Source organism: Labilithrix sp. (assembly GCA_019637155.1).
In the GTDB taxonomy this organism is placed as follows: domain Bacteria; phylum Myxococcota_A; class Polyangia; order Polyangiales; family Polyangiaceae; genus Labilithrix.
In genome coordinates this window covers 437,277-463,874 of record JAHBWE010000001.1, presented here as the reverse complement: position 1 = coordinate 463,874, position 26,598 = coordinate 437,277, and the positions used below count along the sequence as shown (strand labels likewise).

Below are 26,598 nucleotides of genomic sequence, written 5' to 3'. Positions count from 1 at the left end.
CCGAAGGCTACAGCGCTTCGAGCTTCCAGAGCTGCGGAGCGAGGTCGTTGCATGTCCATTCGGCGACGTTGCCGCCTGCGGCGGTCGATCCGCCCGCGACGTCGAGGCACGTCGTCGCGCCTTCGTGCGCGAGCGTGTAGTAGCCGGTGCCCATCGCGCGGGGCTTCCACGCGGTCCCGTTCGGGTTCTGCACCACGTCGCCGCCTGCGACCGCGAGCAGCATGCCGCTCACCTCCGCGCGGAGCGTGATCGCGCCGGTCGCCGTCCTCTCCACCTTCCAGCGCTGCGCGGGGCCGCCGTTGCACGTCCACTGGATGACGTCGCCGCCGGCGGCGGTCGAGCCGCCCGCCACGTCGAGGCACATCCCGCTGTGCGCGCTCACGAGGCGGTACGTCTTGCCGTCCTCGATCTCGGAGCCGTCGCTCGTGTCGACGAGCGGCCCGCGCGCGAAGTACGTCCGGCAAAGCTCGCCGTCCCATTTCGACGCTAGCTCGAGGGCGACGGTGCCGTTCTCGAGCGCGAGGATCGACGAGCTGTAGTTGGGGCAGAAGTTGTCGAACGCGTCCGGCACCGGGACGGGTGCGGCGACCATGTACCATGCATGGGTCGCGCCCTCGGAGCTGACGAGCAGCTGCGTCCCGTTCTCGCGCGCGACCGCGCCGTTCGCGTCGTGCACCATCTGCCCGACCATGATGAAGCGACCGTTCACGCCCGGCGCGGACGACCACGAGAGCGTCGGCGCGTGGCGGAAGTGCTTGCCGTCGATCGTCGCGACGCGGAGCCCGCGATCGTTCACGTTGCCCCAGCTCCAGCCGTCGTTCGAGAAGCGCACGAACGCGGTGCAGCTGTCGTTCGGCAGCGCGCAGATCTCGTAGCTCATGACGAACGGGCCGCCCGGCGCCCGCCGCACGTTCGGCATGCCGGGGCGATGACCGAACGGCGCGAGCGCGACGGTGTCGTGCCGATCGCGCCAGGTGACGCCGTCGCTCGAGCGCGCGACGACGAGCTTCTGGCTGTGCGCGCCGTCGGTCTCGTCGGACCAGTGGCACGCGAGGGTGCCGTCGTCGAGGAGCGAGAGCTCCGGCTCCCACAGCCCGCCGCTCCGCCGCGGCTTCGACGCGGTCGCGACCTTCGCGAGGAAGGACCACGTGCGCCCGCCGTCGGCGCTCTTCCAGATCGGGATCGACATCGGCGCGTCGGGCGCGTCGCCGCCGGCCGAGGCGGACCAGAGCAGCGTGCCGGCCGCGAGCCCGCCGAGCGCGCGCGGCAGCTCGAAGAGCGTCCCGCAGCAGAGCCCGCCGTCGTTGATCGGATCGTCGATCGCGCCGATCTCCTGGAAGGAGAGCCCTTCGTCGTTGCTCTCGAACACCGTCGCGCCCATGCGCCCGCTCGGCAAGAACCGCACGACCGACGCGACGACGGTCCCGTTCGATCGCTGGATGACGCGCGGATAGAACCCGTCCGGCACCGCGAGCGCGGCCGGCGCCGTGCGCGCGGGCCGCTTCGGCTTCGGCTTCGGCTCCGTCTCGGCGGCGACCGCGCCGGGCTCCGGAGGCGCATCGACGGCGGCGGGCGCCGACTCGGCTCGCCGTCCGTTCGCGATCGCAGCGTCGAGATCGCTCGTCGCGTCCGCGACGGTGCAGCCCGCGGCGACGACCGCGAGGAAGAAGAAAGCACGCATGACGCGCCCCAATGCACCCTTCGGGCCGATGTCGCACCCGCGTTTCTGTGGGCCTTTGCGCGTCTCGCTGCGTCGTGCCCGGCTCGGTGTCACCGCGCCGGGATCACCATGGCGCGGCGACCGCGCTCGTGTGGCGCGGCGTCGACCTGCGCGTCGTCATCGTCGTCGGCTTCGTCCCCTCCGCGCTCGCGGTGCTCGCCTTCCTCACGACGAGCGAGAAGCTCTACGCGGCGCACAACGGCGTGAGCGCGCTCGCCGCGTATCCCGCCGGCCACGCGGGCGACCGCGGCTCGAAGCTCGGCGTGCTGCTCGTGGGCTACGTCCTCGGCCTCGCGTTCGGGTTGCCCGCCGCGGTGGGCTGCGCCGGCGTCGTGTGGCTCGTGCGCTTCAGACGCGCGTCTCGCGCCGCCGCACGATCGTGATGCCCGCCGTCGCCGTGAGCGCGGCGACGAGGACGAAGAGGAGCGCGAGCTTCGCCTCCGACACGGGCGGCTTCGGCGGCGCGTAGAGCTCCGGCGCGACGTGCTTCGTGAGGTCGATCCCGGAGAGGTCGGGCTTGTCCTGGCCCGCCGGGAACAGCGTCACCGCGTTCGGGATCTGCGCGGCGCTCACCGCCGGCGTCTTCGGGATCGCGGGCTCGTAGAGGCGCACGATCGTCTCGAGCTCGCGGCGATCGCGCGCGGGGAACATCCGCGCGAAGACCGCGGCCGCCTCCGCCGGCGCGCGATGCACCAGCTCCTCCGCGCGGGCGATCGCGCGCACGAGCGCGGTCGCGAGCCCGGCGCGCAGCTCGAGGAGCGAGCGATGCACCGCGAGCGCGTGGATCTGCCGCCCCGCGAGGACCGGGACCTCGCCGCGGTTCTGGTCGACGAGCATGACCGCGTCGTCGTGCACGATCGCGCGTTCGAGGTACGGCGTGTGCGCGTAGAGCGCGTCGACGCTCCCGTCGTGGAAGGCCGCGTTCTGCTCCTTGCCGTGGAGGATCACCATCTCCACGTCCACGTCCGCGTCGAGCCCCACCGACGTGTAGAGCGCACGCAATCGCGATGGCGGGTGCGGCGCGATCCCGAGCTTGACCCCGCGCAGGCCGGCGAGCCGCTCGCGGAGCGGCATGTCGGCGCGGAGGCCGCGCGCCTCGAGGACGGAGCGGCGGACGACGAGGTCGATCGGATCGTTCGCGAGGAGGTTCGCGACGAGCACGACCGGGACGCGCCGCGCGACGAGGCCGGCGTAGACCGGCGGCGGGAGGACCGCGACGTCCGCCTTGCGCTCCTCGAAGAACGTCGCCGTCTGCGCCGGCGCGGACGGGACGACGAGCTCGACGTCGTAGCCCTCGTCCGCGAAGTAGCCGGCGCCCTGCGCCAGCCAGAAGCTTGCGTATTGCAAGTTGTCGCGGTCCGGGACGAGCACGCGGACCGCCTCGCGCGCGTCCGCGGTCCGCCCGCCCGCGAGCCCATGCACGAGCACGACCGCAAGCGCGAGCATGAACCGCTGCGTACGCCCGAGCGTACGGCGCTCCCGCGGCGCGAGCATGAACGGGGGCCGGGCCGCGCGCCGCATGATGCGACCTCTAGCACGCCCCAGGTGGGGCAGCTCGCATCGACGCCGCGCCCAATCACCTCGCGCGATCGCCGGAGATCGCGTGCTTCACCGCGGTCCCGCCGCGGCGCGAGCCGCCGGCACGCGCGCTGCTGCAACGACGACCATGCGCCGTACCTCCGCTCTCGCCTTCGTCGTGCTCGGTGCCGTCGCGTGCGGCGGTGCGAGCGCCGACGTCGCCGCCCCGACCACCGCCGTCGCCCCACCCGCCGCCGCGCCGCCGCCGTCGCAGCCGAGCCCTGCGCCGCCGCCCACCATCCAGGAGCCGACCGGGCTCGCGACCCCGCCGCCGCCGGAGGTCCAGGCGAAGCAAGGCGAAGCGACGAAGGATCCGAACGAAGACACGATGCGCACGGCGGCGGAGGTCGAGGCGCGCGCCAACGCCGAGCAGCTCGCGAAGGACAGGGCGAAGTGGGAGAAGATGGGCCGCGAGATCGAGCGGAAGGCGGCCTACGAGGACGCCCACGATCGCCTCACGCGGGCGAGCGCGCGCGTGGCGCAGACGCAGACGCAGCTCTCGCGCATCCCGCCCGCACGCCGCGGCAAGTACAACACGGACATGGCCACGTTCGGCTCGAAGAAGGCCGCCGTGCAGTCGCGTATGAGCTCCATCCACGCCTACGGCAGCGACGAGTGGCAACGCATGCGCGGGGAGCTCTACCGCGCGCTCGACGAGCTCGACGCCGCCGCGACCCGCGTCGAGATGAACCTGTTCTGAGTCGAAGCGTCAGTCACGCTTCGCGCCGTCCCATTCCCAGCGGACGCCGACGAGCGCCTGCCGGTAGGGGCCGGGGAAGTTGCCTTCGGGTCGGCGCGCGATCACGTAGGTCGTGTCGAAGACGTTCTTGAGGGAGAAGCGGAAGCTGAGGCCGGTGGGGCGGTGGCGGTAGTGCGCCATCAGGTCGAAGATGTGGCGCGACTCGATGAGGCCGACGATGCCGAAGAGGTCCTCCGCGCGCGTGTTCGCGCCGTCGGCGAACTGGTGGCTCACGAACTGGTACGCGACCTGGCCGCCGAAGCCGCTCCGGTGCTCGACGTCGAAGTTCGTGTTGAACGAGTGCTGCGGCGCGTACGGCAGGAAGTTCCCCGCGAACTGCCCGTAGCGGAAGGACGCGTGCGCGTAGGTGTAGCGCGCGCCGAGATCGAGCACGGTCGACACCTTGAGGATCTTGTCGAGGCCGAGCACGAGCCCGCTCTCGACGCCGTAGAGGTTCGTCGCGCCGACGTCGGCGAGGTTCCCCTCCCCGCCCGCGCTCGGGTTCACCGCGACCTGGTTCGCGTAGTTCGACATGAACCCGGTCGCCTCCGCGCGGAGCCACCGGAACTGCTGCCCGCGCGTGCCGATCTCGTAGCTGATGCCGCGATCGCCTTGCAGCATCCGCGAGGCGCCGCGCGCGCTCACCGAAGACGTGATGCGCGGGGGCGCGAAGCCGTAGTGCATGTTGCCGAAGACGCTCGCGCGCTTCGTGCCGTAGACCATGCCGACGCCGGGGACGACGCCGGTCGTGGGCTTGGTCCCGGTCGTGTACTCGTCGACGTTGTTCTGGCGGAGCGTGAACGTCTCGCTCGTCACGTGCTCGACGCGGATGCCGGGCGTGACGAGGAGGTCCTCGCGGAAGGCGATCCGGTCCTGGAGGTACGCCGCGCCGGCGAAGCTCTTTCGCTTCTGCTCGAAGTCGAGCGCGCCGGCCCAGGTCTGCGGGTAGGCGCCGGTCCGCTGCGTGTAGTGCGCGTCTTCGCGGAGGAGGCGGCCGCCGACGTCGATCGTGTGGGAGGCGATGCCCGTCTTCATCCGATGCTCGAAGCGCGGCTCGACCCCCATCACCGCGTAGTCGCGCGACAGGATCGTGTTGCCGTTCCCGAAGTACACCGCGCCGCCGGTCACGGTCGGATCGCCGACGATGCGAAGGTATTGCACGCCCGGGAGGGGGTTGCGCGTCCAGTCGGGGCGGCGCCAGTCGCGATCGGTGGTGTAGCCGTACGCGAGCGTCTTCAGCTTCGTGCGCTCGCCGAGGCGCTGCTCGTGCGTGAGCGAGGCGTCGTAGCGGTTCAGGATCGAGTGCGCCGACGGCGAGAGCGTCGGACGGCGCGGGTCCGCGCGGAACATGTCGCGCGGCATGCCGATGTCGTCCGACGCCGCGTCGTCGCGCTGGAAGCCGAGCTTGAGGACCGCCTCGCCGTCCTTGCCGGTCGGGAAGAGGATCTTCGCGAGGCCGTTCGCCGAGTCGAACGGCTGCGCGCGGAAGCCGTCGCCGCGACGGTACGCGACCTGCGCGACGTAGCGGACGTCGCCGAGCGTGTCGCCGTAGCTCGCGATCGCGCGCATGTAGTTGTACGAGCCGTAGTCGACGTCGGCCATGATGCGCTGGCGATCGGGCGGCGCGACGGTGATGAAGTTGATCGTGCCGGCGAGGGTCTGCGGGCCGAAGAGGATGTTGCCGGAGCCCTTCACGACCTCGATCGATCGATAGCGCTCGATCGGCGGCGCGTGGTTGAGTTCCGGCTCCGAGTACGGGTTGAGCGCGATCGGGATGCCGTCCTCGAGCATGAGGACGCGCCGGCTCCGCCCCGACTCGAGGCCGCGGATGCTGATGTCGATCCGGTTGCCGCCGCTGAGCTCCTGCCGGACCTGCACGCCGGGGACGCGGCGCAGTACCTCGGCGGTGTCGACCGGCGCCTGCCGCGTGAGGTCCTTCTGCGAGATGACCGTGCCGGAGCCGGGCACCTTCTGGAGCGCGTCGGCCTTGTCGCCGACGATGCGCACCTCGAGCTCCTTCTCGTTCGACGCGTCGGCCGGGGGCGTCTCTTGCGCGGACGCAGAGCGCGCGACGAGCAGCGACGCGATCGCGGTGAAGACGAGCCTCCTCATTGGACCGGCGGGCGGCACACGCCGCGGTTGGTACAAGCATCGGAGGGCGGCGCGCACTCGGTCACGTTCGTGCACGTCGTAGTGCAGAGGCCGCGGCCCTGGAAGCTCTCGCAGCGGCACGTCTCGCACTCCTCGTTCGAGGTGCACTCTTCGAAGTACTTGCGAACGACCCCCGCGTCCGGCACGCACGCCGGCGCGACGGCGCCGCTCTCGCGTCCCGCGTCGAGGCCCGGCGTCGTCCCGTCGCAGACGCACGCGTCGAAGCGCTCGTTCGCGTTGCAGCGCGCGTAGCCGAGCGTGTCGCCGCCGCACGTGCACGCGACGTAGTCGCCCTCGTAGCAGGCCTTGTAGTCCTCGTCGCACGCGGCGGCGGCGGCGACGACGACAGCGGGAGCCACGATCGCGAGAACGCGCATTCGCGTCAGTCGCGCTTGCAATAACCCTGACGGTTGCACGAGCCGGTGAGCGGCGCGACGCACACCTCCGTCTGGTTCTCCGCCGTGCAGCGGACCGTGCAGAAGGTCTGCCTGCCGCCGGCGAAGCACACGCCGCTCTCGCACTCGACGCCGCTCGTGTCGGTGCAGGGGTCGCCGTTCGCCACCGTGCCGGCAGCGACGTTCCCGCTGCTCGCCCCGAGCGAAGGGCCAGGCTCGCCCTCGTCGCCGCCGCATCCGGCGACCGCCGCGAGCACGCCGGCAAGACCGATGACGAGCGCCCACCGCGAAGGAGTCTTCATCCAACCATCATGGCCTCAACGAGCCCCGAAGCCAAATACGACACGCGCGTGTCATCTCGATGTAACGTCCGCGCGATCCGGCCGACGAACGACGCCCGCCTCGAGCGCGCGCCGCATCGCCTCGTGCGTCGCCGCGTGGCCGGGCCGCGCCGCATGCAGCGACCCGCGCGGCGCGCCGCCGTGGACGTAGAGGTCGCCGAGGAGATCGATGAGCTTGTGCCGCGCGGGCTCGTCCGCCGTGTACGGCGCCCCCGCGGCGAGGACCTCGGCGTCGGTGAAGACGACCACGCTCTCGGGCGTGACGTGGGTCGCGAGCCCGCGCGCGAGGAGATCGCCGACCTCGTGCGCGAAGCCGAACGTCCGCGCCGGCGCGATGCGGTCGCGGAAGTCGGCGGCGTCGCCGCTCCAGCTCGCGTCCGGCGCGATGCGCGCGTCGTCGAACGCGATCGCGACCGAGACGTGGACGCCCTCGCCGGGCGCGAAGACGTACGCGCTCGCGCCGACGTGAATCGTGGCCGCGGTCGCGACGACGAGGCGCGGTCCGGGCGCGAGATCGGCGGGGAGCGCGTCGGCCCACGCGCGCGCGCCGCCGTCGAGGAGCGGGAGCTCGGCGCCTTCGAGCTCGATCGCGAGGCCGCTCCGGATCGAGCGCGCCTCGAGCGCGGCGAAGAGGTGCTCCACCGTCGCGACGACGACGCGGCCGTCGCGCGCGCGGAGGACGGTGGAGCGCGCCGCGCCGTCGGGGACGAGATCGGAGAGCGCGATCTCGACGCCGTCCGCGCGGACGCGGAGCGGCCCCTCCGCGCGGCGGAGCGTGACGACCGAGCGCCTTCCGGTGTGGAGCCCGAAGCCGGCGATCACGTCGTCGGCTGCTTCTCGTCCGACGTCGCGGGGCGCTTCGGCAGCGCGAGCGCGCTCACGAGCCACCCGATGACGAGGCCGGCGAGCCCCCACGCCGCGTACATCCAATCGGGCGGCGGGAGCACGCGCGTCGCGACGCCCTTGGCCTTGCCGATCGTCGCCTCGAAGAGCGGCTCCCAGCGCGTCGCCTGATCGGTCGGATACGACGCGGTGACGATCGACGTGCCGCTGTCGTCGGGGAACATCAGCTGGAGCTTCCGCGTCTTGATCGTCTTCGCGGGCAAGCCGAACGCGGCGAGGTCGACGTCGTGATCGCAATCGCCCTCGATGAGGCCGACCCGCGCTCCGTCCGCGCGCGTGCGCAGCTCGTGACGGCGATGCACCCAGCGGCATTGATCGAAGGCGGACGGCATCTCTTCGGCGAGCTTCGCGAGGTCGCGCTCCTCGATGCTCATCTCCTTCGCCGAGTGCGTCACGACCGCGGTCGGGGGCTGCTGGATCTGCTTGGCGCCGAACGCTCTCTCATCGAACGTCCAGACCACCGCGTCCTTCTGATCGGGGCCGCGCGTGAAGCCCTCCGGCGGCTCGTAGACGAACGAAGCGCCGGCCTTCTTCGGTTGCGGGGACGTGAGCCGCGGACCGAAGACGAGGAACGCGAGCGCGATCAAGACGATGGCGATCGCTCGACGCATCGCGCCCGAAGCTAGGTGACTCGCTCCGGGAGTCAAGTAGAGTGCGCGCGTGCGCCCTCTTCTTCTTCCGTTCGCTCTCTCTGCGGCTCTCCTCCTGACGGCGTGCGACAGCTGCGAGAAGAAACCCGACGCGACGAAGGACACGCCCGACGCCGCGGTCGCGATCGTGGTCGTGGACGCAGCGCCGGCGCCGATCGCGGTCGCCGACGCGGCCGCTCCTCGTCATCCCATGAGCAACTGCCCCACCGCGGTGACGGGCGCGGAGGTCGCGATCAAGGACGTGCCCGGCGGCGTCGAGCTCGAGGTCACGGCGAAGGACGAAGCGACGACGCGCGAGATCCGCGAACGCGTGAAGAAGCTCGCCGACGCGAACGATCAAGCCGGCGGTGCGAAGCACCACAACGGCACCGGCGCGGGCGGCGGAACGACGGGCCGCTGCACGATCATCAATCGCAACACAAAGCTGTCGACAGCAGAAATCCCGAACGGTGCGAAAGTCACCGTGCTGGCGAAAGACAAAGCGGAGATCGACTGGCTCCGCCGCGAGACGCGCGATCGCGACGTCGAAGCGAAGTCGACGATCGCAGAGGGCGCCGGCGCGCTCCGCATGCTGCACTGCCCGAGCGCGGTCGACGGCGCGAAGACGACGGTGAAGGACGTGAAGGACGGCGTCGTCGTCACGATCACGGGCACGACGGAGCAAGCCGACGAGATCCGCAAGCGCGCGAAGCACACCGCCGACGTCGCGAAGAAGACGATGCCGTCCACGCTGCAGCACAGCGGCGAGGGCACCGGCGGCGGCGGCGTCGGTCGCTGCCCGATCGTCGTCGAGGGCGAGACCGTCGTGGAGCTGAAGGACGTCCCGAACGGCGTCGAAGCGACGGTCACCGCGAAGAAGGGCGTCGCGGAGCTGCAACGCGAGACGAAGGAACGCGCGGCGAACTTCGGCGCGAAGTAGAGAGACGCCTGGCGCTCCATATTAAGGAGAGAGCAGCGGCGCGTTACACAGGAACGGCGGACGATTACACCGCTGTGTCCATGGACAATTTCACAACGGTTCACGACGGTTAGCGACCGACTTGCGGCTCGCGTCCCTCAACGGACACACCGTTGATCCACCGCTCCCCCCAACGTGGGGGTCCGGCGCCCCGGGCCTATGCGCAAACCTACACGACCCCCGATTCCCGATGGACCCGCCGCATGGATCCCAGTTACATCGTAGTTACAGGTGGAAAACACGCAGACAGGCCTCCAGATCGGTCGGCAATCGCTGTCTGGCTACAATGTAGGACATTTCCCTTCTCCATTGGCACCGGCTGTGCACCAGGTTGGGCTGTCGATGGTTCGCGCAGCTCGTCATCTGATGTTGGTCGGAGTCTTCGCAGGTGCGATTGCCTGCTCGAAGAAGACCCCCGAGCCGACCCCGGTACCGAAGGCGGCTCTCCCGCCCGCGGCCGCCGCTGCTGCCGCCGCCGTCGCGAACGATCAGCGCGGGGGCCTCACGCCCGACGGCAAGCTCGATCCGAACGATCCGAACCACGGCCGCCGCAAGCTTCTCGGTCTGGATACGCCGGTTTACGTCGACGGCGTCCAGGTCGCGGTCTTCCGCTTCGGCGAGCTCCCTCCGATCGCGTCGACCCCGCTCCCGGGCGAGGGCAACGGCCGCGAGTGGCGCATCTACGACTATCTCAAGGGCATCGGCGTCGACGTCGACAACCTCAAGTCCGTGCATTTCCACGGCAACGTCGACCGCATCGCGAGCGTCGAGGGCAGCGAGCTCCGCAAGGAGCCGGAGCGCTTCACGTTCTCCTTCACGTCCGGCGGCGACACGGGCACGCCGTTCCAGCGCTGGTCCGGCACCGGCCTCAAGAACGAGTTCGTCGCGCATGAGATCCGTCGCGTGACGGTCTACGTGAAGAAGCCCTCGGCTCCGATCAGCAAAGAGAAGCAGTGCCACGTCGCCGCGGACGGCGAGTGCACCGACGCGATCCCCTACGCCGACGGCGCCGTCGCGAAGGGCACGCGCATCTACCTCGACGGCAAGATGGTGGGCTTCGTGAAGCGCCGCCTCGTGACCGACGCGATGATCGTCGGCACGCCGAGTGCAGAGCCGTCCGAGACCACCTACTCGGTGGCGAAGCTCCTCGCCTCCATGAACGTCGACCCGACCAACATCAAGTCTCTCGAGATGTGGGCCGGCGACGACGTGATCGCTCGCGCGTCGGGCGATCAGGTGACGGCGCTCACGCCGAAGACGACCTTTACCTTGCCCAAGCACAATCATGGCAAGGTCCGTATCCGGGTCCCCGCCGAGATCCAGGCCGCCAAGCCTGGCGTCGCGGATCGTGACGCGCTCGTCAGCGCGGTGCTCGTTTATCGGAGCACCACGCCGCCGAGCCCGCGCGATCTCACGGCGATCTCGGAGGACACCGATATGAGCGTGCAGCTTGCGGCGATCGATGATGCACGCGGAAAGCTTGGCCGTGCGGAGTAACGACGAGGTCGGCTCTCGTCTCACCCGATTCGTGTTGGAGGATTGACCATGAAGACGTCTCGTATCAGCGCTGCGGTGGTTGCGACTTTGGCGATGTTTGCTGCGGACCGTGCGTCTGCCGCGGATGCGCCGACGGCGACCGGCGGCACGGGTGAGGGCTCCACGGTGGTTCTCAACACCTATTCGAAGGTGTGGGTCACGGGCGACACGAAGGGCCCGGGCAAGATCGGCAAGAACACCGGCGCCGGCACGATGGACGCCGCGTTCGCCTGGGACGACGTCGCCTACAAGGCCGACAAGGCCAAGGTGAACCTCCTCACGATGTACACCCGTTCGAACAACAACCCGAACGGCAACAACAGCTACATGCAGGGCGGCTTCGCGATCGCGACGCTGACGGCGAAGGGCGTCGTCGCCGGCCCCGAGGTCAACCTCCCGAACCTCAACGGCGAGCGCACGTGGATGCGCCCCATCGGCGGCTTCCTCCCGGGCAACCGCGTCCTCCTCATGGCCGCGACGGAGGACAACGGCATCAACAACAACCCGCAGCCGGCGGCGTTCGTTGCGGATGCGACCACGGGCCAGATCCTCGGCATCCCGAACAACACGCGCGGCGCCAACAACCTCAACAAGCCGACGAACCTGATCCGGAACGCGCTCGCGAACGGCGTCCAGGTCCAGAACCCGAACGACCAGCGCGGCCCGCACACGATCCAGCGCGTGAGCGACGACACGTTCGTCGTCGGCATGCAGTACAACAACCAGGCGCAAGAGGCGTACAGCATCACCGTCGCGCCCGACAACCGCATCAAGATCAACTGGCTCAAGCGCTACTCCAACAACGCGCAGCACTGCCGCCCGCAGGTCGCGATCGCGCCGGGCGCGTCGACGGGCTACATCTCGTCGGTCGAGGCGAACAACCAGCCGGCCGACATCGGCTGGCGCCTCACCGAGTTCAACGTCGCGACGGGCCAAGCGATCAACAGCAAGATCGTCGTCCGCTCCGACCCGAAGAACAACAAGTACATCTCGGAGCCGGTCCTCAGCCTCCTCGGCGACAAGATCGCGGTGACCTACGGCAACGCGGCGCGCGCGACGAAGGGCGAGAACGGCCAGGGCCACGCCGGCGGCGCGGTCGTCCACTCGGCCGTCCTCGTCGACAAGTCGACGCTCCAGGCCGTCGGCACGCCGCTGTTCGGCGTCGGCACCTACGCGCGCCACACGAGCTCGTTCGTGACCAGCTACGGCCCGAAGGGTGAGCCCTCGCTCGCGGTCATCAGCGGCTCTTCGACCGGCACCGGCGGCGGCTTCATCCAGATGTTCCCGATCAAGACCGACGGCACGCTCGGCAACAAGGACGCGGCGAAGGTCTACCCGGTGTCGCCGTTCTCGGACGTCGCGAGCGTCCAGGCGATGGGCAAGCGCAACCCGAACAACCAGGCGCGCGGCTTCATCAACGGCCTCGGCGACGTCCCGAACCCGGGCTTCACGACCGACGCCGCGACGGCGGCCGGCAACTTCATGCCGGAGGTGAAGTCGTTCTCCTTCTCGACCGTCACCGGTTACTCGGGCGCGGACGCGAAGAACCTCGGCATCAAGAACAGCATCTGGCTCTCGCTCGTTCCGGCCTCGTGGCAGGAGGGCATCACGACCGTCCCCGGCAAGCCGACGGACGTTCCGGGCACGAACCCGGACGGCACCGGCCCCTCGCCGAAGTCGACCTCGCCGGGCACCGACCCGAGCGGTGACGCGACCTCGACCGAGGACGAGGACGTCGTGCCGGACGGCGACGACAAGGCGACCAAGCCGAAGACGAAGGAGCGCAAGTTCAACGACGCGCAGGGCGACGGCTGCTCGGTCTCGCACCACTCGTCCTCCTCCTCGTTCGGCCTCATCGGCCTCGCCGTCGCCGGTGTCCTCGTCGGCCTGCGCAAGCGCAGCCGCAAGGACCAGGAGGCCTGATTCACATGAAGATCAGCTACCTCCTTGGCATCGGTCTCGCCGCGGGGCTCTTCGCCGCGGCGTGCGACGGCGGCTCCACCAACCAGCTCAGCAAGGACAAGGACAGGCCGGGCAAGTCGACGACGACGGCGGACGACGACGACGACGACGACGACAGCACGGGCGGGACGAACGACACGACCCCGCCGAACGGCAACCCCGATCCGCCCGGTACCGACGGCCCCGTCCCGACCAACAGCGAAGAGGGCAAGGCGTTCTTCAAGGCGAACGTCCACCCCGCCCTCAACACGAAGTGCACGTCGTGTCACCAGACCGCGGGCCCCGGCCCGGCGATCCTGAACACGGACGCCGAGACGTCGTACAAGATGCTCTTCAACTCGGGCTACGTCGTTCAGCAGTCGCGCATGGTGCTCAAGCCCGCGCACGGCGGCCTGACGAACAACGTCCTCTCGGCCGACGAGCAGACGAAGTACAACGACTGGGTCGCGATCGAGCTCAAGGGCGGCGGCGCGAAGGCGCAGCCGAACATCCTCGCGACGATCGGCCAGTGCTTCGATCGCCAGAAGTTCGACGCGATGCAGCTGCAGAACTGGGTCACGACCCGGCGCCAGAACGGCAACAACCAGAGCGGCCTCCCCAACGGCGAGTGGGCGGAGAACCAGAACAACTGCACCGGCTGCGACAACGCCCCGTGCCGCGCCTGCCACTCGGCCGATCCGGCGACGAACTACGTCAACGCGAACGGCAACCCGATCGTCCCCAACTCCGCGACGTACACGTTCGAGGAGTCGAAGCTCACGAACCCGAACTACATTCGCCAGTACTTCGGCACGAGCCCCGACGGCAAGGCGGTCGCGTCCGACGGCATCATCAAGAAGTCGGAGGCGACGAAGAAGGACAGGAAGTACACGCACCCGATGTACAACCTGAACAACAATCAGAAGGCGGCGCTCGAAGCGTTCGTCAACGACGCGGTGACTCGCTACAACGCGGGCCAGTGTGGCCAAGCTCCTCCCACGCAATGAGCCGCTGACCTGAGAAAATAGCCAAAAAACCGCGTCGTCCGCTCGCCGGACGGCGCGGTTTTCGTTTAAGCTTGAGCGAATGAAGTGGACGAACGTGGTGATGGCTTTGACGTTCACGTTCGCGGCGGCGAGCGTCTGGGCGTGTGGTGACGACGACAACGGCGGCATCGTCAACAAGGCCAATCCGTGCGGTCCGGACGATCCCGAGACCGAGATCGACGAGTCGGAGTGCAAGGAGCTCGCGGACGTCGACTCGGGTCGCCAGGCGATCACGACGCGCGGCTGCCAGCAGTGTCACGGCGACGACATGGCCGGCCAGGACACGCGGCTCGCGACGAAGGAGTCGTACACGAAGTCGATCACGGGCGAAGAGGTCTTCCTCTACCCGCCGAACCTCACCAACGACGAGGAGACCGGCGTCGGCAAGTGGAGCGACGACGCGCTCGCGGTCGCGATCCGCGCCGGCATCGACAACGAGAGCCAGACGCTCTGCCCGCAGATGCGGCACTTTTCGACCATGAGCGACTTCGAGGTCTACTCGATCGTCATGTATCTCCGCTCGATCCCGAAGGTGACGAAGAACATCCCGCGCAGCATCTGTCCGCCGACGAAGACTGCAGAGCAGCAGTAGCTCGTCGGCGCGATGAACGCGTTCGGACCACGGCTGCGAGTCGTCTACCTCGCGGTCGTCGCGGTCGGCGCGTTTTTCCTGCATGATGCACGTATCGTCGGCGCGCTCGCCGGCGCCCACGCGATCGCGTGGCTCGCCCTCGGCCTCGGCGCGCGCGCGCTCGCGCGGCAGGTCCTGAAGCTCTGGGGCTTCGCCGCCTTCGTCGCGATCTCGTACGCGATCACGTCGGAGGACCCCTCCGTCGATCGCTGGGTCCACCTCTCGCTGGGCGAGACGAAGGTGCCGCTCAACCTCGGCGGCCTCGAGATCGGCGGGATGATGATCCTGCGTGTCCTCACCGTCGTCCTCGCGTCGCGGATCGCGCGCGCCGGCGACGAGCGCGCGATCGCGCTCGGGCTGCGGAAGCTCGGCGCCCCCGCGATCGTCGCGTCCTCGATCGACGCGGTGCTCGCCCTCCTCGGCGGAGGCAGAGGCGGCGGCGGTGGCGGTGGTGGTGGCGGCGGCGGGAGGAGACGGCGGCAGCTCGAAGGCGACGCGCCGGCAGAGGGCTTCGTCGCCGGCCTGAAGCGGCTCGCGCGCGGCGACGTCGGGCCGATCGTCGATCGAATGGAGCGGCAGATCGCGCGCGCCGACGACTACCTCGAGGAGAGCGGGTCCGCGTCGCGGGACGGCGCGGTCATCGTCGGGCTCTCGCTGACCATGCTCGGGATCAAGGCGCTCAAGGTCCTCCCGAGCCTTCCGTTCGCGCCGGGGCACAAGCTCGTGCTGCTGACGCCGCTCTACGTCGTCGCGTCGCTCAAGACGAAGACGCGCCTCGGCGCGACGCTGACCGGGCTCGTCATGGGGAGCGTCGCCTTCCTTCTCGGCGACGGGCGGTACGGCGTCTTCGAGATCCTGAAGCACGTCGCGCCCGCCGTCCTCTGCGACCTCCTCGTGCCGCTCGTCACCGCGGCCGGCCGGAGGCCCGGGGCGGTGGCGTGGTCGTTCGTCGGCGGCGTCATGGGCGTCGGCCGCTTCGCGACGATCTTCGTTGTAACATTCCTGGTGCAACCTCCCGCCGTTGCGTGGGCTTTCCTCGTCCCCGGGCTCGTCGTCCATACGACGTTCGGGGTACTCTCCGGACTGGTGAGCGCGCCGCTCATTGGCGCCGTCGTCCGGCGCTCCAGGGAGAAGTCCATCGAATCATGACGAAGCTGGTAACCGGCGACGGCCGGACGCACATCGAATCTGCGCTCATGCGCGAGTCGCTCGTCGACAAGCGCGTGATCGCGACGACGGACTCCTCGAACGAGTTCTCGATCATGCCGGACGTCGTGCTCGTGAGCATCGGTGGACAGTCGATCTTCGACCGCGGCAAGAGCGCGGTCATGCCGCTCGTCGCCGAGCTCGGCGAGCTGCGCCGGAGCCGCAAGCACAAGATCTTCCTCGGCGTCGGCGGCGGCACGCGCGTGCGCCACACCGTGAGCGTCGCGCTCGACCTCGGCATCCCGACCGGCGGCGTCGCGCAGCTCGTCGGCGCGATGGAGGAAGCGAACGCGGTGTTCCTCAACGCGCTCCTCGCCAAGAACGGCTCGATCGTCATGCAGCGCGAGCACTTCTGGGAGCTCCCGCTCTACCTCGAGAGCGGCATGCTCCCGATCGTCATCTCGGTCCCGCCGTACCACTTCTGGGAGCCGCCGCCGGAGGACGGACCGCTGCCGACCCACGGCTCCGACTTCGGGCTCTTCATCCACGCCGAGGTGCTCGGGATGAAGAAGCTCATCTTCGTGAAGGACGAGGACGGCCTCTACACCAAGGACCCGAAGCGCCACCCGGACGCGAAGCTGATCCCGAAGACCACGCTCCCGGAGCTCCTCGCGAACATGCCGGAGGAGCTCATCCTCGATCGCCAGCTCTTCACTTGCTGGAGCCGCTCGCGCCACGTCGAAGAGGTCCAGATCGTCAACGGCCTCGTCCCGGGCCAGCTCACGAAGGCCCTCGCCGGCGAGCCCGTCGGCACCGTCATCACGCGGAGCTGATCGATGAACAAGCAAGGACACAACGCGCGCCGCCGCATCGCCAGCCAGCTCGCCGACATGCCGATGACCTCGGGCGGCACCCCGGAGGGGCTCGACTACTCGCCCGTCGCGATGATGCCCGACGTCCGCGTGATGAAGATCGGCGGGCAGTCGGTGATGGACCGCGGCAAGGACGCGCTCTACCCGATCCTCGACGAGGTCGTCGCGGCGAAGGACAAACACAAGCTGCTCTTGTGCTGCGGCGGCGGCACGCGCGCGCGCCACATCTACGCGGTGGCGAGCGACCTCGAGCTCCCCACCGGCGTGCTCGCCGCGCTCGGCGGCTACGTCCCGCGCCAGAACGCGCGCATGCTCCAGATGCTGCTCGCGAAGCACGGCGGGCTCTTCATCCTCCACGACGACTTCGAGAAGCTCCCGCTCTACTTCCGGCTCGGCTGCATCCCGATCATGACGGGCATGCCGCCGTTCGGGTACTGGGAGAAGCCGACCCAGGGCGGGCGGATCCCGGAGCACCGCACCGACGCGGGCGTGTTCCTCACCGCGGAGGTCCTCGGCTGCAAGCGCGCCATCTTCGTGAAGGACGAGAACGGGCTCTACACCGACGATCCGAAGAAGAACAAGGACGCGGTCCACATCCCGCGCATCACGGTGCAGGAGCTCCTCGAGCAGGACCTCCCCGACATGGTCGTCGAGCGCGTGGTCCTCGAGTACATGCAGCGCTCTCGCTTCTGCACCGAGATCCAGATCGTCAACGGCCTCGAGAAGGGCCAGCTCACGCGCGCGCTGGAGGGAGAGGATGTCGGCACGGTCATCACGCGCTAGCGTCGCGCTCGTCGCCCTCGTCCTCGCCGCCGGGGGCTGCAAGGACAAGACGACGACGGGCGAGAGCGCCGGCGGCGCGCGCCAAGGCGATCCGCTCCGCGTCGCGGCGGCGGCGGACCTCGCGCTCGCGTTCAAGGACGTCGGCGCGGCGTTCGAGAAGGCGGAGGGCAAGAAGGTCGACTTCTCCTTCGGCTCGACCGGGCTGATGGCGAAGCAGATCTCCGAGGGCGCCCCCTTCGACGTCTTCGCCGCCGCGAACATCTCCTTCGTCGACGACGTCGTCAAGGACGGCTCCTGCTTCGGCGACACGAAGGCGCTCTACGCGCGCGGCCGCATCGTCATGTGGTCGAAGGACCCGCAGGCGCTGCCGAAGAAGATCGAGGACCTCACCGATCCGAAGTACGCGAAGATCGCGATCGCCAACCCCGAGCACGCGCCGTACGGCAAGGCCGCGCAGCAGGCGATGACGAAGGCGGGGATCTGGTCGACCGTGCAGCCGCGGATGGTCTTCGGCGAGAACGTGCAGCAGACGCACATGTTCGCGCGCTCCGGCAACGCCGAGATCGCGTTCGTCGCGCTCTCCCTCGCCATCTCGTCGCCCGGCAACTGGGTCCCGGTCGATCCCGCGCTCCACGAGCCGCTCGATCAGGCCCTCGTCGCGTGCAAGGGCGGGAGCGCGGGGGCGAAGCGGAACGAGGCGCGCTCCTTCATCGCGTTCATCGGCTCGCCGGAGGGGCGGCAGATCATGAAGAAGTTCGGCTTCCTCTTGCCGGGCGAGGAGATGCCGGCGGCGCACCCGTAGGGCGCTCGCTCGATGGATCTCGCGCCTCTCCTCCTCTCCTTCGAGGTCGCCGCGCTCGCGACGATCATCGCCGCGCTCATCGGGATCGGCGTCGGCGCGGTGCTCGCCAACTTCCGCTTCGTCGGGCGCGACGTCGTCGACGTGTTCTTCACCGCGCCGATCGTCATGCCGCCCACCGTCCTCGGGTATTACGTCCTCGTCGTGCTCGGCCGGAAGAGCCTCATCGGCCACGCGTACGAGGCGGTCTTCGGCTCGTCGATCGTCTTCACGCGCGCGGGCGCGGTGGTCGCCGCCGTCATCGGCGCGATGCCGCTCGTCGTGAAGAGCGTCCGCACGGCGCTCGAAGAGACGGACTCCACGCTCATGCTCGCCGCGCGCACGCTCGGCGCGACGCCGCTCCGCGCCTTCTTCACGATCCAGCTCCCCCTCGCCTACCGCGGCATCGTCGCCGCGTTCATGCTCGCGTTCGCGCGCTCGCTCGGCGACTTCGGCGTCACGCTGATGGTCGCGGGCGACATCCCGGGCGAGACCCAGACCGCGGCGCTCGCGATCTACGACGCGATCCAGGCGCATCGCGAGGAGGACGCGGCGCTCATGATCGGCCTCCTCACCACGATCGTCGCGGTGCTCCTCTACGTCGTCGGCAAGCTCACCGCGCGCGAGCAGCGGACGTGAGCACGCTCGCGGTGGCGGTGAAGCTCGGTGCGATCGACGTCGCCTTCGACGTCCCGCCCGGGGTCACGGTGCTCTTCGGCCCGTCCGGCGCCGGCAAGAGCCGCACCCTGGGTTGCATCGCGGGCCTCCTCCGCCCCGAGGCGGGTCGCGTCGCGCTCGGCGACGAGGTCTGGTTCGACGGGGCGCGCCAGGTCGTGCCAATCCACGCGCGCCGCGTCGCGTACGTGTTCCAGTCGCTCGCGCTCTTCCCGCACATGACCGGCGCGGAGAACGTGGCCTACGGGCTGCCGCGCGACCTCACGAAGGACGAGCGGCGCGCGCGGGCGGAGGAGATGCTCGCGAAGATGTGCGTGCCCCACCTCGCCGATCGGCGCCCGCGCACGTTCTCGGGCGGCGAAGCGCAGCGCGTCGCGCTCGCTCGTGCGTTCGCGATCCGCCCGCGCGTCGTCCTCCTCGACGAGCCGTTCAGCGCGCTCGACGCCGCGATGAAGAAGGAGCTCCTGCGCGAGGTCGGCGCCGCGCTCGCCCGCGACACCGTGCCGGCCGTCCTCGTCACCCACCACCCCGAGGACGCGGAGGTGCTCGGCGATCGCGTGGTGTTCATGGAGAAGGGCCGCGTCACGCGCACCGCCGCGATGAGCGACGCGCCGTTCAAGGCGCGAGCGTGATCGCGTGCGTCGCCGCGCGCACGACGGCGCCGTCGCCGATCGGGGTGCTCACCTCGTGCACGGTCCCCGTCACCACGGCCTCGACGTCCGCGCCGATCGCCCAGCTCGCGTCGAAGCCGGGCGCCGCGCCGAAGTCCGGGATCGCGAGCACGGCCTCGGGTCCGGTCACGGCGCTCGCGTCGACCGAGAGGCGCCACGAGTGGACGCGGCGGTTCGAGACGCGGCCCACCACGAGCGCCTCGTAGTCGGCCGCGTTCGGGCGCGTCGCGACGTAGGTGGTGACGCGGACGTACGGCGCGGGCGCGGTCCGCTCGGCGCGGGGGGCGGGGAGGCCAGCGGGCAGCTCGAGCGCGACGTCGATCGCGGAGTGGAACACCGCGTCGCTCGTGCGCGTCATCACGCGCGTCTCCTTGTCCGCGTCGGCGGCGAGCGCCTGGATGCGATGGCGATCGGCCGGGCGCGCGGCGGCGGGGGGCACCGTCACGTAGGTGAGGGTCACCGTCGGCTGGCCGTAGGGGACGTCTTGCGGTCCGATGTCGAGGCCGTGGACGCCGCCGCCGAGCGCGTAGCGCGCGGTGATCGCGAAGTTCTCGTCCGGCGCGACGCCGTTCACGACGAGGCCCTTGGGGACGGGAACGAGGCCGGCGGTGGTGGCGTCGACGTCGAGCTTCGTCGGCCCCACGATCGCTTGGTCGCGGAGCAGCATGATCTTCGTGAGCGGCGCGCCGCCTTCGTCGCGGAGCCCGAAGCCGAGGTCCCACGTCCCCGCGATGACGTTGAGCAGCTCGTACGACGCGTTGTCGCCGGCCGCCGGGATCGTGAAGCCGCGATCGTCGAGCGCGTAGCCGAAGTCGAGCCAGCTCGTCGTCGGCGGCACGTGCGCGAACGTGCCGGTCATGTCGAACGACGAGATCTCGTCCGGCGCGCACTGCGGCTCGAGCTCGACGTCGAAGGTGGTGACGGAGCTCGGCCGCGACACGACGACGACGAGCGACGCGCGGTCGTCCGCGCACGCGAACGCGGCCGACCACGTCGCGCCCGGCGCCGCGAACGTGTACGTGCCCGCCGTCGCGGAGGGCTCGAGCTTCTGCCATTGCCCCGCCGCGTCGAGCGCCGCCGCCCACGTCGCGTTCGTCCCGCGCCCGCTCGCGTCGCTCGGCGTGCGCGTGTGGACCGTGATCGTGTCGGCCGCGCTCCCGCCGTCCGCCGGCGCGGGCGGAGCGGACGACCCGGCCTCACCGCTCGAGCAGCCGGCGAGCAACGCCACCAGGACCAGACCCCCGCGGAACGACATGCCGCTGATGGTAGCTCTTGCTCAGTCGCGGTAGCAGACCGTTTCGACGCCGCTCGACGGGGTGAAGGCGAACTGCAGCGGGCTGAACGTGCCGTCGCTGCACGCGCCGTCGACGCAGACCTCGAGGTCCTTGCAGCGGATCGTGAGCTCCTGGTCGATGCCGTAGGTCCCGATGCAGCCGCCTTCGTCGAGCCGGAGCGAGAGCGGCGTCTGCTCCTTCGCGCCTTTCGGGAAACACGTGAGGAACGCGTTCTGGCACGACGAGAGGCAGTCGACGGGGTTCGCCTTCCGACCGCCGGTGGGGTCGACCGCGCCGTCGCCCGAAGCTCCGTCGTCGTCGTCATCGTCACCTTGGTCGACGCGCTCGGACCCGCCGGCCTCGGGGGAGCAAGCGGCGAGCGCGACGAGCGCGAGCACGGCGGTGAGTCGAGTCATGCACGTCCCTTCGTCGCGCGGCGGCGCGCGGCGGCGACGACGGCGACCGCGAGCCCGAGCCCGGCCGCCAGCGCGAGGTCGTCGCTCGGTCCCCGCGGCCCAGCCGCGCACGAGGACACCGACGTCGTCGGGCGCGAGCCCCTCCGCTCGCCGTCGTCCTCTTCTTCCTCCTCGTCGTCCTCGTCCTCGTCCTCGTCCTCGCTGGAGCCCGTCTTCGTCGGCTTCGACGACGCGCCGGAGCTCGACGACGACGAGGTCGCCGGATCGGAGCCGGAGCTCGAGGAGGACGAGGACGAGGACGACGTCGACGAGGAGGTGGACGACGTCGACGATCCCGGCGGCGCGCCGCCCGTCACCGTGACGTCCTTCGTGATCTGGACCGAGCTGTCGCCGCCGGTGCCGGTGCCGTTCGCCGCCATCCCGACCGCCCAGAGCTTGAGCGACGTGCCCGTCGCCGGCGCGGTGACCTTGAACGAGAACGTCGCGCTGCCGCCGCTCACCGCGCGCGAGCCGTCCTGCACCATCTCGCCGAAGCTGTCGCGGAAGCCGGTGCCGGGCGTCAGCGTGGTCCCGTCGGTCGCGGCGACGCCGCCCGCGGCGCGCGACTGCCCGGTCGTGACGACCATCGTGTAGTCGACGGTCTGTCCCGCCGCGATCGTGCTCGGTCCGTTGAGCGTCACCGTCGGCGCCGCGCCGCCGGAGTGGCAGCTGTTGCACGTCTGCCCCGCTTGCTTGCCGGTGTACCCCGCGAGGCCGCCGCCGTTCGCCGACGCGATCGAGGTCGCGCCGAACGTCACGAAGGCGGCGGCGAACGAGAACGCGCGGCGCATCAGGCGAGGACGTCGCCGTGCGGGTTCGCGCCGAACGGGTTCTGGTCGACCTTCGCCGCGCCGGCGAGGCCCGCCCAGAGGGCGGCGATGCCGGGCGAGCCCCCGGCGAGGCCGACGCGGTTGTCGGTCTTGCCCTTCGGCACGTTCTTGAGGGTCTTGCCGATGACGAGCGCCGAGACGTTCGCCTGGTGGTCCGAGCCGGGGAGGCTGCGGTGGAAGTCGCCGAAGAGCGCGACGATGACGTTGCGGCCCGTCGTCGCCGGCCCGTCGACCATGCGCGAGAGGAACGTCTGGAGGCCGGGGCGGATGCGCTGCGTGAACTGGTTGCGGACGTTGTTGCCGGTCGTGTCGCCGTGCGAGTCCCACGGGCCCTGGTCCGACGCGATGACGACGTTGGTGCCCGAGCGGACCATCAGCTCCGCCGCCGCCATCTTCGCGCGGAAGTTGTTCACCGCGGTGCCCTGCAGGTTGTACGCGGTGTTGAACTCCTGCGCGTTGAACGGCTGGACCGGCTTCTTGACCGTCTCGATCGCGGAGGCGAGCCCCTCGTTGACGGAGGTGAGCGAGCGCGAGCTCTTCTCGGTGACGCGCTTCGACATCGCCGTCGCCGCCTCGAGGCCCTTGAGCGAGCCCGGACGGTCGGCGACGTTCGGCGCGTTCTCTGCGCCCGCGATCGCGTCGATGGTGGCGCGCATGTCCTGGATCGGCTGGAGCGAGACGCCGCCGACCGGCGCGGGGCGCTGGCCGCTCGGGAGCGAGTTGCCGCCGACGACGGCGGCCTTGATCGCGGCGTTGCCGCCGATCGCGTTCGCGAGCATGAGCGGCGCGCTCTGGTTGCCGTTCACGAAGAGGCTGCGCTGCGCGTTGCCGTGGTCGGTGATGCCGTGCCGGACGCCGATCGAAGCGACGCGGCTCTGCGCTCCCTGCGGGATCGCCTGACCGAGCGCGTTGTCGACGACGACGCCGCCCATCGCGGTGACGTTGTTCCCCGTCACTCCGAACGCGGTGTTCGTGAAGGCGTCCGCGCCGGTGAAGATCGCGTTGATGCCGCCGTCGAGGAAGATGACCACGACCGAGGTCGGCTCCGGCGTGGCGGCGTGGGCGACGCCGAGGAGCGAGGAGCCCGGGATGCGCGTGCCGACGACGGCGCCGGCGCCGACGCCGAGCGCCTTGAGAAAACCACGACGGGAGAAGTTGTTCATGGGTTCGCTTCCTCGGCTCAATACGTGGTGAATCCGGCCGACGTCATGACCGCGGCGCAGCCGTGGGCCCAGCGCCGGCGCGCGACGTTCTCGGTCGTGAGGCTCATGACGAGATCGGCGCAGCCCTTGATCTCGTCGGGCGAGGGAGCGCGCTGCCACGCCTTGCGCTGCAGCTTCGCGCACTGTTCCGCGGCGGTCGTCTCGTTCGGCGCGGCGGCGAACTCCGGACCCGTCATCGAGTCGTAGCACCCGGTGAAGGCGACGTTGTACGTCGTGAAGAGGCTGACCGCGCCCGCTTGCGGCTCGCCGTACCAGCGCGCCGGCGTCTCGCCGAACGCGCCGGCGCTCTCTGCGAGCGTGGCGGGGACGACGCCGAGCGTGCGCTGGAGCTCGCCGTTCATCATCGAGAACGGCTTCACGCGGCCGCGGTTGTCGCCGATCGCGCCGGGCTTGCGATCGCTCACGAAGTCGAAGCTCGCGAAGCCCGGGTGCGGCGCGCCCTCCTTGCAGCTGCCCGGCGCGCCCGGATCGTCCGTCGCCTCACCGGTGGGGCTGATGACGTGCGTGTCGTCGTCATCGTCGCCTTTGGAGGTCTTGCCCTTCTTGCCGCGGCCGCCTTCGAGTTCGTCGGCCTCGGCCGCGCACGCGACGATGAACAGGGAGATGAGCGAAGTGGCGATGATTCCTCTCATGCGTCTCTCTCTTTCACTCGCAGAACGAGGGGTCCTTCGCGACGGTCGCGAGGGCGGAGGTGATCTTCTTGTCCTTCTTGAAGGCGGTGACGCACGCGTCGAAGACGGGGCCTTCGCAGCTCGTCTCCTGGCGGCCGTAGAGGTACTTGAAGGCGAGGCGGCACGCGTTGACGTCGAACGCCTCGTTGGTGACGAGCGCCTGCACGAGCTCGGCGTCGTCCTTCACCATCACGCCGCCGAGGATCGACTGCGGGCCGAGCGTCGACGGCTGGAACGTCACGTCCATCCCGTTGCGGCGCACGGTGCCGAGGACGCTCGCGACGAGGTCGAGCGCGTACCAGTTGTTGAAGTGGCAGCCGGCGCAGTTCTGCGCCTTGCGCCCCTCCGCGCTGAGCGCGTCCGGCTTGGCGTCCGGGTCGGCCGTCGTCGCGGTGAGCGTCAGGCCGACCGTGTTCTGCATGATGCGGTAGGCGGTGACGAGGCGCATGCCGGCGAGCTCGTTGCCCGCGTAGCGGAGCGCCCACGCGTTGCTCCGGAAGTAGCCGAGGCCGTTCGCGTTGGTCACGACGCGCGCTTCGCCCATCGGCTGCTGCGCGTTCACGGGCTGGACGTCGAATTTACCGACGAACATGTCCGCCCACGGCAGGTCGTTCGTGAGGACGTGGCGCGCCATGTAATAGGAGGCGTCCTCGGTCGGCGCCGCGCCGGGCGCCATGTTGAACTGCGAGTTGATGAAGCGCGCGAAGCGCTCGCGGAACTTCTCGTCGAGGAGGAGCGTGTCGACCGACGCCTGCGGGTTCGCGTACGCCGACGCGGGCGCGCTCTCGCCGACGAGCGAGCCAAAGACGCGGGTGGCGCAGCGCTCGCTGAACGCGGCCTTGTCCTCCTCGTTGTCGGCGGCGCCGGCCTGCTTCGGCGACGCGGTGAGGGCGAACAGCATCGCGCCCGCGATGGGGACGACGGGGAGCATCGTGCGAAGAGATGCGCGCATGGCGGCGCATCAAGCAGCGCGCGTGCCCTGCAACACGACGGCGCGTGATGGTCATCGGTCTCTCAGGCCTGTTACACGCGCAGACACACGTCCATACGGACTGTTCGTGTGCACTTTCGCTACGCGTTCGCCATGCGTGCGCATCGCCGCGACTGGTGGACGAAAGTCTCGCCCTCCGCCGCGCGTTTGCGCAACGTCACTCCGGTGTCACGAGGATCGACTTCGACGCGTAGCGATGGAGCGTGCCGTCGCCGACCGTCGCCGGGCGCTCGTACGCCTTCGCCGTCACCGTGCGCTCGATCTCGAGCGGGGTGAGCCACGTCGCGTCGAAGCCGGCGACGGCGGAGAGGTCCGGCGGCACGAGCTCGATCTCCGTCCCGGTGACGAGCGCGGCGCTGATGGAGACGCGCCACTCGCGGCTCGATTGGTTCGTCACGCGCGTGAAGACGTTCGCCTCGTAGACCGCCGCCCCCGCGCGCGGCGCGAGCGTGGCGGCGACGAGCTTCCCCTCCACGCTCGAGGTCGGGGCCTCGAGCGCGGGCGGCAGCTCGAGCGCGACGTCCACCGCGTCGTGCAGATCGATGCTCGCTCCGCGCGCCTCGAGCTCGTCCTCCACCGTCGTCGCGGCGATGCGGTACCGATCGGCCGGCCGCTGCGACGCGGCCGGGACCGAAGCGTAGGTCACCTCCGCGCTCGCGACGCCGAACGGATCGTCGCCGGGGCCGACCTCGAGGCCGCTCGTCGCGCCGCCGAACGTGTACTGCACCGTTATGTGCGTTTGCTCGTTCGCGAGGCCGGTGAGGGAGATCTTCTTCGGGACCGGCGTCGCGCCCGCGTCCGTGAAGTCGAGGTTCAACGTCGACGAGTCGGCGGCGAGCGCGGCGTCGCGCGCGAAGGCGATCCTCGTCAGCGGCGCGACCGCGTCCTCGCGGAGGCCGAACGCGAGGTCCCACGTCCCCGCGACGAGGTTCACGAGCTCGTAGTCCCCCGCGCCGCCGGCGGTGATGAAGATGCTCCCGCGGCCTCCGAGCGCGTAGCCGAAGTCGAGCCAGCCGGTGGCGGTGGGGATGTTCGAGAACGTGCCGGCGAGGTTCGTCGTGACGCGATCGTCGGAGCCGCACTGCGCCGCGAGCGTGACGTCGAGCTCGGTGACGCTCGACTCTCGCGTCAGCACGGTCACGAGCGATCGCCGCTCGTTCGCGCACGCGAACGCGACGGTGTAGCTCGGCTTCGTCGTCGCCGCGATCTCGTAGCGCCCGGGCTCCGCGCCGCCGTCGTCCGTCTTCGGCTCGAGCCGCACCCACGCGCCGGTGTCGTCGACGTACGCCGCCCACGTCGCGTCGCGCGGCCCGCCGCGCGAGAACGGCGCCGACGGCGTGGACGTCCGGATCGTGATCGGCCCCGCCGGGCCGCCCGCTTCGGCGGCGTCGACCTCGCCGCCCCCGTCCGCGATCGGCGCGGCGACGTCCGGTGGTCCTGCGTCGTTCTCGGGGCCCGGCGCCGGCGCCCCTCCGTCGCCGCCGTCACCGCAAGCCATCGCGACGAGCGCGAGCGTGCCTCCCCCAACCGCACACGCACCGAGAAGACGCATCGCGCCGGACGCTAGTCGCGTCGGTACG

General features: G+C 70.3%; 27 protein-coding genes. 13 read left to right on the top strand and 14 right to left on the bottom strand.

The genetic code is table 11. The features are described 5' to 3' along the window. Window positions 1-7 precede the first annotated feature (7 nt). Window positions 8-1,681 (bottom strand): RICIN domain-containing protein, encoded by a 1,674-nt coding sequence (locus tag KF837_02015; protein ID MBX3226053.1) that lies wholly within the window; start codon window positions 1,679-1,681, stop codon window positions 8-10. A gap of 86 nt (window positions 1,682-1,767) precedes the next feature. Between KF837_02015 and KF837_02010 the strand changes: the two genes are divergently transcribed. Beyond that, window positions 1,768-2,103, top strand: a complete 336-nt coding sequence (locus tag KF837_02010; GenBank protein MBX3226052.1) for a hypothetical protein — start codon at window positions 1,768-1,770, stop codon at window positions 2,101-2,103. On the opposite strand, the gene KF837_02005 is transcribed toward KF837_02010, so the two are convergent. Next, window positions 2,069-3,241 carry an ABC transporter substrate-binding protein gene (locus tag KF837_02005; protein MBX3226051.1) on the bottom strand — a complete coding sequence of 391 codons (1,173 nt, stop codon included), beginning with the start codon at window positions 3,239-3,241 and terminating at the stop codon, window positions 2,069-2,071. The two genes, KF837_02010 and KF837_02005, sit on opposite strands and share 35 nt — an antisense overlap. Window positions 3,242-3,386: 145 nt before the next feature. On the opposite strand from KF837_02005, the gene KF837_02000 reads away from it, so the two are divergent. Beyond that, window positions 3,387-3,998: a hypothetical protein gene (locus KF837_02000; protein MBX3226050.1), complete on the top strand. Its 612-nt coding sequence runs from the start codon at window positions 3,387-3,389 to the stop codon at window positions 3,996-3,998. Window positions 3,999-4,007: 9 nt separating this feature from the next. Here the strand turns inward: KF837_02000 and KF837_01995 are convergent, their stop codons facing one another. Genes KF837_01995 through KF837_01975 form a run of 5 tightly spaced genes read right to left on the bottom strand, consistent with a single transcriptional unit; the run spans window position 4,008 to window position 8,438 of the window. Then, complete coding sequence (locus KF837_01995; protein ID MBX3226049.1) at window positions 4,008-6,149, bottom strand: TonB-dependent receptor; 2,142 nt, start codon at window positions 6,147-6,149, stop codon at window positions 4,008-4,010. Beyond that, window positions 6,146-6,565, bottom strand: a complete 420-nt coding sequence (locus KF837_01990; GenBank protein MBX3226048.1) for a hypothetical protein — start codon at window positions 6,563-6,565, stop codon at window positions 6,146-6,148. Before KF837_01990 ends, KF837_01995 begins: the two co-directional genes overlap by 4 nt. Before the next feature lie 5 nt (window positions 6,566-6,570). Beyond that, window positions 6,571-6,885, bottom strand: coding sequence for a hypothetical protein (locus KF837_01985; protein MBX3226047.1), 315 nt, complete (start codon window positions 6,883-6,885; stop codon window positions 6,571-6,573). Between the two features lie 51 nt (window positions 6,886-6,936). After that, window positions 6,937-7,746: a UDP-3-O-acyl-N-acetylglucosamine deacetylase gene (locus KF837_01980; protein MBX3226046.1), complete on the bottom strand. Its 810-nt coding sequence runs from the start codon at window positions 7,744-7,746 to the stop codon at window positions 6,937-6,939. Continuing rightward, window positions 7,743-8,438 (bottom strand): hypothetical protein, encoded by a 696-nt coding sequence (locus KF837_01975; protein ID MBX3226045.1) that lies wholly within the window; start codon window positions 8,436-8,438, stop codon window positions 7,743-7,745. The genes KF837_01980 and KF837_01975 overlap by 4 nt, the downstream gene beginning before the upstream one ends. 49 nt (window positions 8,439-8,487) lie before the next feature. Between KF837_01975 and KF837_01970 the strand changes: the two genes are divergently transcribed. The 11 genes from KF837_01970 (at window position 8,488) to KF837_01920 (ending at window position 19,535) form a co-directional block, all read left to right on the top strand. Further along, the gene (locus KF837_01970) at window positions 8,488-9,396 is read left to right on the top strand and encodes a hypothetical protein (protein MBX3226044.1); all 909 of its coding nucleotides are present in this window, start codon (window positions 8,488-8,490) and stop codon (window positions 9,394-9,396) included. 405 nt (window positions 9,397-9,801) lie between these two features. Beyond that, complete coding sequence (locus KF837_01965; protein ID MBX3226043.1) at window positions 9,802-10,932, top strand: hypothetical protein; 1,131 nt, start codon at window positions 9,802-9,804, stop codon at window positions 10,930-10,932. 165 nt (window positions 10,933-11,097) lie between these two features. Next, on the top strand, window positions 11,098-12,894 hold the full coding sequence (locus tag KF837_01960; GenBank protein ID MBX3226042.1) for a hypothetical protein: 1,797 nt from the start codon (window positions 11,098-11,100) through the stop codon (window positions 12,892-12,894). A 5-nt stretch (window positions 12,895-12,899) separates the two neighbouring features. Beyond that, on the top strand, window positions 12,900-13,919 hold the full coding sequence (locus KF837_01955) for a hypothetical protein (protein ID MBX3226041.1): 1,020 nt from the start codon (window positions 12,900-12,902) through the stop codon (window positions 13,917-13,919). A gap of 79 nt (window positions 13,920-13,998) precedes the next feature. Next, a complete protein-coding gene (locus tag KF837_01950; GenBank protein MBX3226040.1) occupies window positions 13,999-14,550 on the top strand; it encodes a c-type cytochrome in 552 nt (183 codons plus the stop codon). A gap of 12 nt (window positions 14,551-14,562) precedes the next feature. Next, on the top strand, window positions 14,563-15,738 hold the full coding sequence (locus tag KF837_01945) for a hypothetical protein (protein MBX3226039.1): 1,176 nt from the start codon (window positions 14,563-14,565) through the stop codon (window positions 15,736-15,738). Next, entirely contained in the window at window positions 15,735-16,568 is an 834-nt protein-coding gene (locus tag KF837_01940) for a hypothetical protein (GenBank protein MBX3226038.1), read from the top strand. The genes KF837_01945 and KF837_01940 overlap by 4 nt, the downstream gene beginning before the upstream one ends. Before the next feature lie 3 nt (window positions 16,569-16,571). Continuing rightward, complete coding sequence (locus tag KF837_01935; protein MBX3226037.1) at window positions 16,572-17,390, top strand: hypothetical protein; 819 nt, start codon at window positions 16,572-16,574, stop codon at window positions 17,388-17,390. After that, window positions 17,365-18,192: a molybdate ABC transporter substrate-binding protein gene (gene modA / locus KF837_01930; protein ID MBX3226036.1), complete on the top strand. Its 828-nt coding sequence runs from the start codon at window positions 17,365-17,367 to the stop codon at window positions 18,190-18,192. The genes KF837_01935 and modA overlap by 26 nt, the downstream gene beginning before the upstream one ends. Window positions 18,193-18,204: 12 nt before the next feature. Then, window positions 18,205-18,867 carry a molybdate ABC transporter permease subunit gene (modB, locus tag KF837_01925; protein MBX3226035.1) on the top strand — a complete coding sequence of 221 codons (663 nt, stop codon included), beginning with the start codon at window positions 18,205-18,207 and terminating at the stop codon, window positions 18,865-18,867. Then, window positions 18,864-19,535, top strand: coding sequence for an ATP-binding cassette domain-containing protein (locus KF837_01920; protein ID MBX3226034.1), 672 nt, complete (start codon window positions 18,864-18,866; stop codon window positions 19,533-19,535). Before modB ends, KF837_01920 begins: the two co-directional genes overlap by 4 nt. On the opposite strand, the gene KF837_01915 is transcribed toward KF837_01920, so the two are convergent. From KF837_01915 to KF837_01885, 7 genes are all read right to left on the bottom strand, one after another. Then, window positions 19,519-20,829, bottom strand: coding sequence for a hypothetical protein (locus KF837_01915; protein MBX3226033.1), 1,311 nt, complete (start codon window positions 20,827-20,829; stop codon window positions 19,519-19,521). The two genes, KF837_01920 and KF837_01915, sit on opposite strands and share 17 nt — an antisense overlap. Window positions 20,830-20,850: 21 nt before the next feature. After that, entirely contained in the window at window positions 20,851-21,264 is a 414-nt protein-coding gene (locus tag KF837_01910; GenBank protein ID MBX3226032.1) for a hypothetical protein, read from the bottom strand. Continuing rightward, a complete protein-coding gene (locus tag KF837_01905) occupies window positions 21,261-22,094 on the bottom strand; it encodes a hypothetical protein (protein MBX3226031.1) in 834 nt (277 codons plus the stop codon). The genes KF837_01910 and KF837_01905 overlap by 4 nt, the downstream gene beginning before the upstream one ends. Beyond that, complete coding sequence (locus KF837_01900) at window positions 22,094-23,296, bottom strand: twin-arginine translocation signal domain-containing protein (protein ID MBX3226030.1); 1,203 nt, start codon at window positions 23,294-23,296, stop codon at window positions 22,094-22,096. The genes KF837_01905 and KF837_01900 overlap by 1 nt, the downstream gene beginning before the upstream one ends. Before the next feature lie 17 nt (window positions 23,297-23,313). After that, the gene (locus KF837_01895; GenBank protein MBX3226029.1) at window positions 23,314-23,988 is read right to left on the bottom strand and encodes a hypothetical protein; all 675 of its coding nucleotides are present in this window, start codon (window positions 23,986-23,988) and stop codon (window positions 23,314-23,316) included. Window positions 23,989-24,001: 13 nt separating this feature from the next. After that, window positions 24,002-24,979 (bottom strand): hypothetical protein, encoded by a 978-nt coding sequence (locus KF837_01890; protein MBX3226028.1) that lies wholly within the window; start codon window positions 24,977-24,979, stop codon window positions 24,002-24,004. Between the two features lie 196 nt (window positions 24,980-25,175). Continuing rightward, a complete protein-coding gene (locus KF837_01885; GenBank protein ID MBX3226027.1) occupies window positions 25,176-26,570 on the bottom strand; it encodes a hypothetical protein in 1,395 nt (464 codons plus the stop codon). Window positions 26,571-26,598: the final 28 nt, after the last annotated feature.